The following is a 15,547-nucleotide window of genomic DNA, read 5'->3' on the forward strand; positions in this document are numbered from 1 at the left end:
CCGCTTCGCAGTCTGATGAGGTGGAGCCAAGGACGGCGACAGGGCCTGCCCTTCAGGGACGAATAATCTACTCAAAGTTTGCTTGAATCTAGAAACAGCGTTTTTGTGATAGTTATGCTCTAGTGATTTCCATACATATTGCACCACACTTGACGCAATACAATTCAAAAAATGTGAAATGATGTGGGGAAAAGCAAGCCCACTCAAATCTTATTTAAGTGGGCATATTCTGGGATATGAGATCTAATAATTAGTGACTTACAACTGACTCAAATAACTCAAAATAATTCGGGAAAGTTTTCGCAGTACACTTAGGATCATTAATGATCATAGGGTTTTTACCCATAGCAGCTAAACTAAAACACATCGCCATACGATGATCGTTATAAGTATCAATTGCCGCAGTTTGCACCTCAACTGGTGGAGTTACAATAATATAATCTTCACCCTCTTCAACCGTAGCGCCAACTTTACGCAACTCAGTCGCCATAGCAGATAAACGATCTGTTTCTTTAACACGCCAGTTGTAAATATTGCGAATAGCCGTAGTACCTTCAGCAAATAAAGCCGCCGTAGCAATAGTCATAGCAGCATCTGGGATATGGTTTAAATCAACATCAACCGCACGTAATGGACCACTCTTAGTTACAGAAATGTACTCTTCGCCCCACTCAACAATCGCGCCCATTTGCTCTAAAACTTCAGCAAAACGCGCATCACCTTGCACACTCTTAGTACCAACACCATTTACTTTAACCGTACCACCTTTAATGGCCGCAGCAGCTAAAAAGTATGAAGCAGAAGACGCATCACCTTCAACTAAAATACGACCCGGTGACTGATAAGTTTGACCCGCTTTAACTTTAAATACTTGGTAGTTTTGGTTTTCAACTTCAACACCAAACTGCTTCATCAAACTTAAAGTAATTTCAATGTAAGGTTTAGAAACCAACTCATCAATCACAACAATTTCTAAATCTTGTTGAGCTAAAGGCGCAGCCATTAATAAAGCAGTTAAAAACTGGCTAGAAATACTACCTTTAATTTCAACACGACCGCCTTTTAAACCAGTCGCATTAATTTTTAATGGTGGGAAATCCGTATCTTTTAAATATTCGATGTCAGCACCAACTTGACGTAAAGCATCAACCAAATGGCCGATTGGGCGCTCAAACATTCGTGGCTCGCCTGTTAAAACAAACTCACCTTGGCCTAAACATAAAGCCGCAGCTAATGGGCGCATTGCTGTACCAGCATTACCTAAAAATAGCTCTGCACTACCATCAAAGTTAATTGGACCTGCTAAACCTGTTACTTTACATTCAGTTTTATCCGCTGATAATTCGTAACTCACACCTAACTGTTTAAGTGCAGTTAACATGTGGCGAATATCGTCACTGTCTAATAAATTGGTAATGTGCGTTTCGCCTTTTGCGAGTGCAGCTAATAATAAAATGCGGTTCGACAAACTTTTAGAACCTGGAATGGTCACTTCACCGTCAACTGCGGTAATAGGTGCAACTGTTAAGCTTTCCATCAACTCTGCTCTTATCTATAAACTTAAAAAATTGGCAAGATTATACCCAGTATTGAGCATTAATGCGATTTAACCCTCAACTAAAAACCATGAATTTGTTGAATAAAACAGCATTCAGACGACAAAAAGCTAAAATTAAGCAACAAGGCTTGCGAAACACCTATGAATATGGATAATGCACAGCGTCTCATTATGGTAACCTTGTTGGTTCCCTCGCAATGATAGTTCGTGAACCTGGTCAGGACCGGAAGGTAGCAGCCACAGCGAATAACTCATGTGCCGAGGTGTCGCTGGCAAGGTTGCCACCCATTTATTTTACTAATTTTTCCAACGCTTCAACTGTTCCGAACTTTTGAATAGTCTTGTTTTTCAAATTCAATCCCATACTCATTTTCTAAATTAGGTAAAAAGTGGTCTAAAAAATTTAAAATACTTTCTGAGTTACTTTGCCACCGCTTCATTTCGGTTTTTGTGAAGATAATTTATTTTGGGTGGTTAAAATCTGAACCACATCAGAAGCAAGACAATTGTTATAAATCCAATTTAAAGGCCTTGTTATTTACCAATTTGATTAAACCTAATGACATCTTTATGAAGGCCGTAAGCTAAACCAATACCAGACTTTTTATTTGAAAAAAATTGAATCCAACCGTTATTTATACCTTCTTCCCAATCTGAAATATCGCCGTATCTTTGTAGGTAAAGAGTAACTTTTAAATTAATACCCTCCTCTGAATCTCGCCCCAGCGAGTCATCATACCAAGTAGAGCTTACGAAACCATTTTTTACATAAAAGCCGCAAGAGAATTCGTTAGAACTAACTTGATAAAAATCCTCGTTATCTTTCTCAAACCTTTCAATTGCAGTCGAAACTGTATTTAGTATTGCTAAACCGTCTTCAAAGGTTATACCTAACGGAATATGTGGTGAGTTTAACTTCATAGTTTCCTTGGCAAATACAGCCCGCTATCTGGACGATAAAAAGCTTGGCTAGAGTTAGGAGCTAAGTGACGCAAACCAAGCTTTTTGTATATCTTCATGATGGCTTTGTTAACCATTTAGGCCAAGCTCCTTCTCTTTTTTTGCTAAATCATCCAATGTGACTTTTGGATTTTTTTTTGCCATTTGAAGAAAAAGCTCTGCATTTTGTAGTATTAAGTGCGCTTCGATGTCTTTTTTACGCTCATAGTACTTACCTAATACAACCGTTAAAGTTGATACTGTAACAGTGGTGAAAGCTGTTATAGCTGCCAACGCGATCTTTGAGTCTAAAGACTTAAACTGTGCCCAAATTTGGGAAATAATCCAATACCCGCCCCAAGCAATGCCTATGAGCATAGCTAATCCAAATAGAAACGATAATACTTTACGCATAACTCCCCTTCATTGCTAACAGCATATTGATCGATATTTACACTTTTTCGCTTGTTGCAAAACAGTAAATCTATCAATAAAAATAATTAATTTCAGAAACTTAGTTCATATATAATTAAAGTCAACTACAATTTTTACTGTAGAAGCAAGGTTTGACTTATTCGAGCATAAATTGGAACAATCTCAGCAGTTTATATTGCGTTAGCTCGGTTGATCTCAGGAAGGTTTTGAGAAAAGCACAGTGTTCCAACAGAACTCTGTGCTGTAATTTACTATTGTGCCAACGGAGTCGCACTCATATGAATGTGGTCAAATGCTAAGAAACCACAGCCGCCCGATTCATTGTCAAATAACTGAACCTGGACGCTTTGGTCAATATAATCAGACAAATCTAAAGTATGCCAGTTGGTGTCAACAGTCCCACCTGCGCCTAACCAAGCTTGATTGCAGGTTTGTGGTTGGGTAATAGCAATTTCTTCGCCATTGCTATTTAACACTTTTAAGCCAACTGCTTTGCCTGCATCGCCGCCGCCTAAATTAACGTTTAAATAAGGGCGCTCAGCATTTACCACAAATTGTGGTGAAGTGAGTGTACCAGTAGGTGCATCGCAACCTTTTTCATTGTCGTTAATTTCACAGGTTGAACCCGCTGATAAACCTACGACTTGCGCATTTTTTTCACCATTATCGCCAGAGTGATTGTCTGGTAAAAATGTCCAAGCAGAAGTACCTTCAGCTGGGACAAAATCACCCGTTGCCTGCCAACCACTCGCTATCATTGCTGATGGGTTGTCAAAACTGGCTATCACTTGGGTAAAACTATCATCCGCAACTGTGACATTAGCAACACTTTGGTCTGGGTTACTCTCTTTGTAATCATTTGCTGGGCCAGCGGTTGAGCTCATATGTAAATGATCAAAGGCGACAAAACCGCAGCCTGCTTCTTCATTATCGTAAATTTCTACTCGGACATTTTGACCAATATAATCGGTTAAATCGTGAGATACCCAATTATGATCACCTTTTACAAACGCGTCTCCACAGGTGCCCGGATTGTAGCTGGCAATTTCACTGCCATCTGCAGCTAATATTTTCATCCCTACATTATTGCTGCCTTCAGGGTTACCACCCGATAACAAGATATTTAAAATAGGACGTGCTTCGTTCACCAAAAATAGCGGCGATGTGAGTGTACCTGTTGGCGCATCACAGCCAGCTTCATTTTCGTTGATTTCACAAGTAGATGCCGCGTGCAAACCAACTACGCCAGCTGCCGGTGTTTCACCTGTCATGTTGTTGTCAGGTAAAAACGCCCAACTAGTTGAACTAGCCGGTGATGCAAACGCACCAGTGGCGCTCCAACCATTATCTAACATGGCCAATGCATCATCAAAACTACCAATAACTTGAGTAAATGAATCGTTTGATACACTGACGTTTAATAAAGACTGATCAACATCAGTTTCTGAATAATCGGTTACAAGTGAAGCAAAAGCACTCATGTGCAAATGATCAAAGGCGATAAAACCACAACCTGCTTCTTCATTGTCATAAATTTCAACTTGAACAAATTTTCCAGCATATGCAGTTAGGTCGATAGTTTGCCAATCGTCATTTGATTTATTCCAAGCTCCAGCGCAATTACCAGGATTTAATCGAGTAATTTCATTGCCACTTTCGTCTAATACTCTCAAACCAACATCATTGCTTCCCTCTGGATTACCACCAGACATTAATAGCCTTGCGTAAGGACGAGCAGATTCCACTTTAAAAAATGGTGACAATAAAGTTCCCGTTGGGCCATCACATCCTTGGGCATTTTCATTAATTTCACAGGTTGAAACACCATGTAAACCGACAAATGCAGTTGGCTCTGTTTCGTTAGTTGCTTGGTTATCCGGTAAGAATGCCCAGCTTGCTTCGCTTGACGGATTAGCAAAAGCGCCGCTTGCAACCCATCCCGCATCCAAGGTGGCAACCGCATTGTCAAAACTACCAATTACTTGAGCAAATGCATCTGGCGCAACACTCACATTGCTCAATGTTTGATTAACATTGCTCTCTTGATAAGACTCTTTTGGTGGTTCCGGTGGATCGGATATCACCACCTCTGAATTACCCGGCTGCACAGATAGTGCAGGCGCATCTTCGATTCCGGTTTTGCAACCAGCAAGCGCAATAGTTAAAGCAGTTAAACCCGCGATAGAACTTAAATTTTTCATTTCTGATCCCCATGAATACAAACATTAACAACGTTGTCTTATGTAAATATAGAAATTTAAATAATAACTCCGCCGTGTCATGTTCAAATTACTTTGAGTTACAAGGTGCTGCTTGCAACTCAACAAATTAACAACGTTGTTTTAATATATTTAATAACAACCTTATTTGCAACATTTACAACAAATATTTTACCTACGGTTTTGCAATAACAATTACTTGATTTAATGAAACCTGCTGCTTTGATGTTGTACTGCCATCTGGCCATACAATTTCAACGCGCGTTATGCCCTGAGCTTGGCCTAATCCAAAATAAACGAGCGTTGGGTTATTCGACATATAGTTAGAGTTTAACGTTAGCCATTTTGTTTGGCTGCCAGCATCTGTAACCACTGTCACTTTTGCGCCTATCGCATTGCGATTAATCCCTGACTGCTCAAGTTGAACAGTTAAATAATTGCCTTGATTATTATTCCTATATAGCTGTGGTGCTTTACCATTATGTGCAATTAGGATGTCTTGGTCGCCGTCGTTATCAAAATCAAAACAGCTTATACCTCGCCCTTGTCCTGTATGCGATATGCCCCACTCAACCGACTCTTCGGTAAAAGTTCCGTTTTGTTGGTTGATGTACAAAAGGCTTGGATCAGTAAAAAACTGGCTGACTTGCGACTCACTGGCAATACGTCCATCTGTCATGCCATTGGTATGAAAAATATCATCCCAACCATCTTGGTTGAAGTCAGCAAAACAAGCGCCCCAGCCCCAATAACCAAAACGCACACCAGCCGTGTCGGTAGCATCTACCCAACTACCGTTATCATTACGATATAATCGATTACCCGACTCACCACCGTCATATGCTTTATGAACTGACGGGTTCCATATTGACGAAACAAACCAGTCTAAATCACCGTCATTGTCGTAATCACCTAATGCACTGCCCATGCCGTTTTCATCGGTTATACTTGCAGGAGTCGCATCAATAAAACCCTCGTCACCGGTATTTTTTAGCACTTGTGATGTTCCAAAATCTGCAGCAATAAGTATGTCTAACCGGCCATCTTGGTCGTAATCGTAAAATGCAGGGGTAAATTGCATGTCAATATCACCATAAAGCTGTGAGCTACGTGCTGCCGGTAATAGATGGCTTACATCGGTAAAAACACCATTGTCATTTCTCCACAGATTCTCTCGGCTTACAGGTTTAATTCGGCCTGTATTCCAATGAGTTACGTACAGGTCTAAATCACCATCTGCATCATAATCACCTGCGGCAATTGAGTGCGAAAACCGACTAAAACTCAAACCTTGTTTACTACTATCTTCAACAAAACCATTGCCAGCTTGATTGATAAATACTTGCACATATCCCAAGCTGATATCGTCATTAAGCACAATTAAATCTGGCCAAGAATCTGCGTTCAAATCGATAAATATCGAGCTAAATTGGATACCTTTCAAACTACTTAACTGTGTTGATGTTATTTCTTGGTATACACCTTGGTTGTTTCTAAATAGCTTGCCTGGCTGATTGCCATGGCTCACAAATATATCTAGCCAACCATCTTGATCGATATCGGCAACACTGACCCCACCAGCAATGGTATGCATTTCATCGGTAAATTCAGCAGCCGCTAAATTATAATCTAACCCTGTTAATGAACTTACATGAGTAAAGGCTGTCGACTCATCTACACCTTGACCTTGCTGTCCGCCGTTATTGGTAGCAGGCTGCCATGTATTTACCTGTTCATCAAAAGTAGCAAACTGTGCGGGCAATATTGCGAGTGCTTCGGCCGAATTTGAGCCTGTTGCAACCCAAGGTTGTAAACACGCTGCATCTTTAGTGCATGGGTCAGTCAATGTGGTTAAAAAAGCAACCAAATCATTGATATTGTTTTGACCAAATACAGATGTTGCCAATAAATCTCTATCTGCTGACGATTGCCATATTTCAAATGCGCGACTGCTACGCTCTTGATTACGCTGCGCGTCTACCGGTAAATGGGCAAACTGTGAATTATTCGTTAAAGAATAATCGAACTCACTAAGTGCAGATTCAACACCCACATGGTGTTTAACCATTTGCGCCAAAGTTAAATAAGCACCTGAATGCCCGTAAGGTGCTGTCACTTCGATGTTTAACAAGCTTGGTGTGCGAAAGCTATATTTATCCTGCTGCAATGAAGTGACAAGTGCACGACCTGTGTCAAAAGCAGCGGTATTTTTGCCACGGCCGATTTGCGGCACCGCAATGTTATGAAATTGATTATCGGTAAAACCTGCACCGCTGTGACAAACATTGCAACCATAACCACCTTGCCCAAGCGGTTTGTAAAACAATAATGCACCTTTTTTGGCTGATTCAGAAATAGCAGATGTGTCGCCCGCCAAATAGTCAAACCAAGGGGCGTCGATAAAAACTTGCGATTTTTGATAGTGGGCTAAAGCTTTAGCTATGTTATCAACTGTCAGCAAATCAGCAGCATTTTCATCGCTGCCATCTGCAAATGCGGTAGTAAAAAGATCTAACCAAACTTGTTTCTGTTTAAGCTTTTCAACTAATATTTGACGTTTGTCTGTATTGGATTTACCAGCATCACTGCCATGACCAAACATTTCGTTAGTTGATACTATTGGAAATCTAGCTTGGGCTTCAACTAAATCATCACCTACACTTGGGTCTGCTTGTTTTGCTACACTATCAGGTGTTTTTATCCCGTCAGTTAAGCGCTCAATTCTGCCATCCCAAAACATATGCTCTGTGTATACGTGCAAGTTAAAGGTGGTTTGGGCGTTGCGTGGAACATTTGGCCCACCATCGGCTAACGGGTCTTTAACTCGTTCACCGTCGTGTGTACGACCTGGTCCTATCACTTTAATATCAAGTGCATCTACACCAACAGGTAATGACAGTGCATCTCCACCACCTAACTGTGGATGATGACAAGATACACAAGCTACATCATCTTGCATGCTCAGGTCAGTGCTAAAAAACAAAGCTTTACCTAACTCAAAAATAGCACCTTGTGCTGCTAAATTATGCTGTGGTTTGGCTGCATTGGCATCAAAAGTTGCAAGTGCCGCCAAATTTGCAATTTCATCATCTATAGTTTGTTCAGTTTGTGGTTGTTCATGGGTTGGCGTGTCAGTGTTGCCATTGGTAGCATCAGAATTTGAGCCGCCGCCGCAAGCTACAACAATAGGCAAGAACAAAACAAAATATAAATAACGCATATCTACCTCTAAAAAGGAGAGTGTTACTGCACTGGGCAGCAACACTCTCAAAACAGATTAATAACCTGGGTTTTGCACGTATTCTTTACCGTTACGGCTTAATACGATTTGCTCTAACGGAATAGGTAAATATTCATGTTTACCTGGGCTAAACTCTGCACCGGCTAGATATACTTTGCGCTCACGCTCAGTTGGAAAATAACTGTTGTTTAGCCAAGAGGCTGCAATTCCCCAGCGCACTAAGTCAAAGAATCTATGCCCTTCTAAACCAAGCTCTAAACGACGTTCCCAACGTAACGCTTTACGCGCTTCGTCTTGGTCAACAAATGCTTGGCTATACTCTTCAACTTTGTAGTTACTTTGCACGCCAGCAGCGACCAATTTGTCAGTACTGTTTTTCGCACGCGCACGCAATTGATTAATCAATTCTCGTGCTTTTTCTAAATTGTCATTACCGCCAATTTCAATCAAAGCTTCTGCTTGCATCAACAATACATCTGAATAACGTAAAATCGGTGTATTCATTGAAGTTAAAGTAAATGGTTTAACGTCGTTATTACCGTTTTTCATTAAACAATTGCACGAAGGCAGTTCTAACTCTTTTATCGAGGTGTGTGAACCATATTGGTCAGCTTTACGCGCCCAGTCAGCCCCTTTATGAACAACATTTGAGTCATATTTAACAGGCTTATCTTCCATCGCGACCGTATGGTCTAAACGAGGGTCAACTGGATCAGCATATACGTATATGCTGTCGTTATAGCTGTCAAACAAAGGTAAACCTGTTGTCGCGTCTGTTTTAAACGCGTTGACAAAGTTATCCGTTGGTACGTGGAAACCACAACAACCGTAAAAACCATCAATTTCAACTTGCGGGCCGTTTAACGCAAAAGCAAATGCGCCTTTGCCATCTTGCGAACCGTCTTGTTGAGAACGTTGAATAGAAAAGACAGACTCTTTACTATTTTCGAATTCGTACAAAAAGTTATTCGCGTAATCTTCATTTAATGCATATTCACCCGATGAAATAATGCTTTCGGTTAAGCTCACAACGTCTGCCAATTCACTTTGGTTAATACTGGTAACTTGATGATTTTCATCTTGGACATAAGCTTTAAACAATAAGGCTTTAGCTTGGAAAGCTTGCGCTGAGTATTTATTCGCTCGGCCAACATCAGCTTGCACAGCAGGAAGATTATTTGCTGCAAAGGCAAACTCATCAACAATAAACTGCCAAGTTTGTTGGTCTGTCATATCACGATTACCAATTTGTGCGACCTCTGCAGGTAAAGCATCAGCTGGTACAATCGGTATATGTTTGTAATGAATTTTCAGCCAAAAGTAGAAAATACCACGGACAAATCTCAATTCAGCTTCTTTTGCAGGTTCATCAACATCCGCCGCTTGCATAGCTGATAAAGCTGCATTTGCACGCGAAACGGCGGCGTACCAACGCACCCATTGATTGTTGTTGATGTCGATAAAGTCTCTAGGTAACTGAGATAAATCAGGTTTTAAACCGGTAAATACCGATAGCTCATGACCCCATTGCACATCATCAATACCGTCACCACCTTTATGGGCATCACCCGCGCGCAAGTTGCCCGTTAGCCAGAACGAATGTGGAATTGAATAGTGATCATTGCCTAAAAACGCATACGCTGCGATAACCAAACGGTCGATATTTTCTGCTTCTGTTACTGCGTCTGGGCCTAACACGGCTTTTGGTTCTGGCTCATCTAAATCTGCACCACATGCAGCTAACAAACCGGCCAATACTGACGCACTGATAAGTTTCTTTAAGTTTTTCATAATCTTCTCTCTAAATACTGTTCCTGAGTTATTACACGTGGTTGAATTAGAAACCGACATCAATACCAAATGTGATGGTTCTTGGTACTGGGAAAGTTGCATCTGGTGTCTCTGGATCTTGACTAATTGTGCCGCTTGGTGTGAAGGTCAATAAATTAGATGCTGACAAATAGACACGTAAACTGCTGATCCCTAAATCACGCACTGTTTTATCGTCAGGTTTGTAACCAAGGGTAATATTGCGAAGTTTTAAATAAGAGGCATCTTCGTAATAGAAAGTTGAATTGCGGCCCTCACCATTAGTATCTTGTAATGACAAGGCTGGAATATCTGAGTTTGAATTTTCAGGCGTCCAAGCTGACAATACACGATCACCAAAATTACTGGTTGTGCCAACAGATACTAGGTCAGTGAAGTTGCGCCAACCATTACGAATTTGGCCACCTTCAATACCCTGCCAGAACATGCTGAAATCCCAATTTTCGTATTCGAGGTTAATACCAAAACCGTATTCATAGTCTGGGTCCATTTCAGCAAAGAAAGTTTGGTCTTTATCATCAATAACACCATCTTGGTTTAAATCAGCGTAACGAATACGCCCTGGTGCAGCGCCAGTTTGCTGTGCATGCGCGGCAACTTCGTCATCACTTTGGAACAAACCGTCGGCAACATAACCATAGTTAGCATTAACTGAATGACCCAAAATAGTAATGTCGTCACCATTACCGCCGAAACTATTTTTAACATTGTCAGGTAAGTCGGTTACTTCATTTTCGCCAGCAAAGATATTGGCAAAAACATCGAATTTAATTTCACCTATGCCGTTAATTTCAATGTAATCATCGTAACCGATGGTGAATTCCCAACCTTTGTTAGTGACTGTGCCGCCGTTGACAATTTGTTGTGCACCTTCACCTAATGTGGCTAACGGTTCGGTTAGGGTTAATATGTCGCTAGTTTCTTTGTCGAAAATATCAAAAGTACCGTAGATGGTGCCGTAATAAAGGCTAAAATCGATACCAAAGTTAACCATTTCCGACGTTTCCCATTTCAAGTCAGGGTTTGCGGTTTGGGTACGGACAAAACCAGATGGCAATACACCTTGGTCGTTACCGCCGATATCGTAAGCTGTGCCATTGTCTTGCTGCGTGGTGAACACAGAAGGTGTTGAATATAAGGTTTGATAAGTGAATGACGTTGCTCTGGTATCAATTTCTTGATTACCTGTGCGCCCCCAACTTGCTCTAAGTTTTAATGTTGATAACAGTGGAACATCAAAAAAGTCTTCGTTGCTGATAACCCAACCGGCTGAAAATGCAGGGAAATTACCATATTGATTGTTTTCACCAAAACGTGAAGAACCATCGCGACGAATCGTACCTGACAACAAGTATTTATCATCGTAGTTATAATCCACTTTGGCAAAATATGAGTTCAGTGACCATTCATCACCACCACCAGATGCAACCGCTCCACCTGTTGCGGCATCTAAAAAGGCATAGTCTCTGTCTTCTACCAATAAGCCGGTAGAAGATACAAATAAGCCTTCACGTTCAAATTCAATTGATTCTGTACCCGCCAAAATGGTGAGATTATGTTTATTGTCGAACTTAGCTTTATACTCAGCCGTATTCGACCAAACTGTTGTTTGCTCCCAATTTTGTTGAGTTGTTAAACGCTCTTCGTTGTATAAGTTTCCTTCAGAAACCGTTGGGAACAATCTGCGATAATAAAACTGGCCATAATCTAAGCCAAAGTTTGAACGCAAAGTTAAGCCGTCGAGAGGTTTTAGCTCTGCATATACGTTACCCATTAGGCGATTATAGCGGCTGTCGTTGCCTTTATTGCCTTCAATAAGTGAAACTGGGTTACGCCTGTCATTAATACCCGAACGTGGGCCACCAAAGTCGCTACCATCATCGTTGTATACAGGAACAATAGATTGCTGCTCTATCGCTAAACTAACTATGTTGCCTGCATCTCGATTGTTTTGGTTTTCAACTTGATGAGTAACCGTTAAGTTTTCACCCACAGCAAAAATATCATCAATGATTTCGTAGCGAGAATTCGCTCTAAATGAAATACGTTCAAACTTAGAACCTTTAACAACACCTTCAGCGTCAAAATATCCAAGTGAAATATAACCCTGCCCTCGGTCTGATCCACCTGATGCTGAGATATGGAAATCACGAATTTTAGATGTTTGAATAACTTCGTTAAACCAATCAGTCCCCGGAACTGCTGGTGTAGTATTCCCTTCTTGGTCAAGCGAATTAGGTAAAATAATTTTATTCAATTGTGGGTTGGTGTAATCGCCGTTCCAATCGAATTGATATAGCGGACTTGCGGTATTAGGATCACTACCATCATTAACCGCAGCTTGCCAAATGACCTGAGCACGTTGTTCTGTATTGAGTGGGTTTAAGTCGTAATTAAAGTCTTGGGTGGATTGGCTGTACGAAACATCGAGCTTAATGTCTTCAGATGCGCCGTTTTTTGTGGTGATCACAATAACACCATTACCAGAACGTGCACCATAAATACTTGCAGCTGAAGCGTCTTTTAACACTTGCACTGAAGCAAAATCACGTGAGTTAAGTTCGTGCATACCTAACTTTGTTGGGATGCCATCAATAATATACAGTGGATCATTATTGCCCAAACGGCCTATACCTTGCCCGCGAATACGAATTGAAGCACCTGAGCCAGGGTTACCATCAGTGCGAATAGATAAACCCGGAATTTTACCTTGCAGGTTTTTCATAATATTGCCTGCGGGTAAATCCTCTAGTTCACTCAGCTCAACAACAGATACAGCACCTGTTAAGTCTTCTTTTCTTTGTGTGCTATAACCTGTGACTATAATAGTTTCTTCAACTTCACAGCCGTTTACAGCTAATTCAATTTGCTCTGCAGTACATTCTTCTGGTGCACTTTGTTGGGCGGTATAGCCAGCAGTTGGTAACATCAACAACAGCGAACCACATAATTGTGGGATCGCATTTTTGCTACTAAACGGATTTAACTTGAACATTTTCATGCTTGTGTGTCCCCATGTTTATAGGTTATTAAGTAACAACAAAATACAACGTTGTTTAAATTTTATAAATTTATCCAACACAAATGCATCCTTGCCCGAGTTAGAAATCAGTAGGCAGGCATCCTAGCCCACCTAAACTTGTTATTTCCAAATAGACTGCAATTGGTGCAGCGACCAATCTGTCAACTTGATTTCTTGCTCGGCATTTATTGTTACTTGCTGATAGTCTTGATTAGGAAAGACTAGTGCAGTCATAACAATTTCGCCATTATTAACAAATAATTCGGTAGAAGACGCGTCTTGATATAGCGTAATTTGGTACTGTTGAGCAGCACCATCTAATGGGGCAAACTGCTCACTGGCAAATGAACCATGGAAACGAGATTTACCCGATTGTGTTCTGTCTAATACCAATTGATTGTTGTTTCGATCAAATTTAATTGAAACTTTTTCACCAACAGCATTGCCAATATCAATGCTAAATTGTTCAGCTGATTGGGCGTCAACTGTGGCATTGAGCTCAAATTGCGCGCTTGATATTTTGGCTAATGCACTTAGGTTAGCACTGCCATACACTAGGGTATTTTCAGCACTGAATGACTGAGCACGCAATTTGTCCAACTCGTCAATAGGTACCGAACGAACTCGATAACCTGCTTCAGCTTGGTATAAGCGTAACTCGCGTGGAATTGTCGTCGCACTACGCCATCTGTCAGTGGGTGTATTGTTGGCATATAACCAATTGCTCATCCAACCAATAAACAAAAATCGGCCATCTTCTTCTGGTACGTTCGACCAAGTAACGCCAGCATAATTATCTGTGCCATAATCTAACCACACTGCGGGTTCAATATCTGGATGGGCTGCTTTGTCTGCGAAAACAATATGATCAACATTGATATGTCCCCAACCGCCGGAAACACGATCGACAATTTCAATTTGTGCTTGTTGACCAAGCAACTCGGAAACATCCCAACTAGCAATTTCTAAACGCTCATTGTTTGGCCCTGTAGCCGTACGTACCACCTCACCCTTGACCAATAAATTAACCGCGGTTTTGCCAGGGTGCATGCCACCACCAACATAAAAGTTAATAAATGGCTGCTCTACAGTGAAAGTTTTTGAAGTCATTGCACCGGTAGCAGCATCCCCTTTATAAAATGAATTAACTAACCTTTTACCAATATAATTGCCCACGCCACCTTGGTTTGGGTAATTACCTGCCACTGGCCCGGCTGAAAAAGCCGTACCGGTTAATGTCCAATCAGAAAAGTCCGTCTCAAAATCGGCAAAGACTAAACCATCTGGAAATTGTGATGGTATTTTGCTCACATCTTGCTTAAATTTGTCGTCTAAAGTGAATTTATTGCCGTCAAAATCACCAACAAAATATTGAGTTGCTGAACCACCATTTGGCCCACCTGGGTTAATACTCACTAACAAAACGTATTTTTCTTCATCACTGCCTTCTACTGGCATTTTTAATAAATCAGGGCATTCCCAAACACCACCGTGTGTACCTGCGTCAATGCCAAAATCACTCTCAAACTTCCATTCTTTTAGGTTAGGCGAAGAATAAAAACTAATATGATCATCGACAGCTAAAGTCATGATCCATTTATTTTCTGGTGCATACCAAGCAACTTTCGGATCTCGAAAATCTGGAATGTCTGGGCCAATTAAAACCGGATTGCCCGCATAAGGTGTCCAGCTACGGCCATCATCCAAGCTATATGCTATGCCCTGTGTTTGAAAGTTTTTACTACCAGCCAAACGTTCTGCTTCATTGTGATAAGTGTAAATTGCAATTAAAGGTGGGTTATCTTTAGTGCCTAAACCTGAAGTATTGTTTACATCGGCTACGGCACTACCAGAAAATATCCAACCATGTTGGTCTGGATAAAGGGCAATAGGTAATTCTTGCCAATGGACTAGATCTTTAGATACTGCATGACCCCAATGCATAGGACCCCAAACAGTTGCTTCAGGATAATATTGAAAAAATAAATGGTATTCACCATTGTGATAAACCATACCATTTGGATCGTTCATCCAATTCGCTTGTGGGGTAAAGTGAAATTGCGGTCGATGATGGTCTTGATAATGAAAGGTGTTGGCCGCTTTCACTAGATTGTCTCCTGATAGTGTTGGCGATTGAGACATAGAGTCTAAATTGCTTTGGCTACAAGCTGCTAACATACCCGCAGCTATCAATGGGTAAACGAATTTCATATTTATATACCAGTTCCAATGAATTTAACAACGTTGTCTACAATATAAATCAAAAACAACGTTGTTTGCAACAAATTTACAAAAATAAAACA

8 protein-coding genes and 1 other RNA gene are annotated in these 15,547 nt (G+C 40.9%); 1 reads left to right on the top strand and 8 read right to left on the bottom strand.

The genetic code is table 11. The annotated features are described in order from the left end of the window. Nucleotides 1-250: 250 nt before the first annotated feature. Nucleotides 251-1,537: a 3-phosphoshikimate 1-carboxyvinyltransferase gene (gene aroA / locus WSC_RS0108305; RefSeq protein WP_016955462.1), complete on the bottom strand. Its 1,287-nt coding sequence runs from the start codon at nucleotides 1,535-1,537 to the stop codon at nucleotides 251-253. A 202-nt stretch (nucleotides 1,538-1,739) separates the two neighbouring features. Between aroA and ffs the strand changes: the two genes are divergently transcribed. Continuing rightward, nucleotides 1,740-1,836, top strand: an RNA gene (ffs, locus tag WSC_RS24620) — signal recognition particle sRNA small type. Between the two features lie 256 nt (nucleotides 1,837-2,092). On the opposite strand, the gene WSC_RS0108310 is transcribed toward ffs, so the two are convergent. The 7 genes from WSC_RS0108310 to WSC_RS0108345 form a co-directional block, all read right to left on the bottom strand. Beyond that, entirely contained in the window at nucleotides 2,093-2,479 is a 387-nt protein-coding gene (locus tag WSC_RS0108310; protein ID WP_016955463.1) for a hypothetical protein, read from the bottom strand. Nucleotides 2,480-2,587: 108 nt separating this feature from the next. After that, on the bottom strand, nucleotides 2,588-2,911 hold the full coding sequence (locus tag WSC_RS0108320) for a hypothetical protein (RefSeq protein WP_016955465.1): 324 nt from the start codon (nucleotides 2,909-2,911) through the stop codon (nucleotides 2,588-2,590). A 272-nt stretch (nucleotides 2,912-3,183) separates the two neighbouring features. Continuing rightward, a complete protein-coding gene (locus tag WSC_RS0108325; RefSeq protein ID WP_016955466.1) occupies nucleotides 3,184-5,133 on the bottom strand; it encodes a hypothetical protein in 1,950 nt (649 codons plus the stop codon). 193 nt (nucleotides 5,134-5,326) lie between these two features. Beyond that, on the bottom strand, nucleotides 5,327-8,371 hold the full coding sequence (locus WSC_RS24055) for an FG-GAP-like repeat-containing protein (protein WP_016955467.1): 3,045 nt from the start codon (nucleotides 8,369-8,371) through the stop codon (nucleotides 5,327-5,329). 57 nt (nucleotides 8,372-8,428) lie between these two features. After that, nucleotides 8,429-10,183 (bottom strand): RagB/SusD family nutrient uptake outer membrane protein, encoded by a 1,755-nt coding sequence (locus WSC_RS0108335; protein WP_016955468.1) that lies wholly within the window; start codon nucleotides 10,181-10,183, stop codon nucleotides 8,429-8,431. Nucleotides 10,184-10,229: 46 nt separating this feature from the next. Then, the gene (locus WSC_RS0108340) at nucleotides 10,230-13,223 is read right to left on the bottom strand and encodes a SusC/RagA family TonB-linked outer membrane protein (protein WP_016955469.1); all 2,994 of its coding nucleotides are present in this window, start codon (nucleotides 13,221-13,223) and stop codon (nucleotides 10,230-10,232) included. Nucleotides 13,224-13,364: 141 nt separating this feature from the next. Then, the gene (locus WSC_RS0108345; RefSeq protein WP_016955470.1) at nucleotides 13,365-15,455 is read right to left on the bottom strand and encodes a glycoside hydrolase family 32 protein; all 2,091 of its coding nucleotides are present in this window, start codon (nucleotides 15,453-15,455) and stop codon (nucleotides 13,365-13,367) included. Nucleotides 15,456-15,547: the final 92 nt, after the last annotated feature.

The sequence above is a fragment of the Catenovulum agarivorans YM01 genome (assembly GCF_000281085.1).
GTDB classification, from domain to species: domain Bacteria; phylum Pseudomonadota; class Gammaproteobacteria; order Enterobacterales; family Alteromonadaceae; genus Catenovulum; species Catenovulum agarivorans.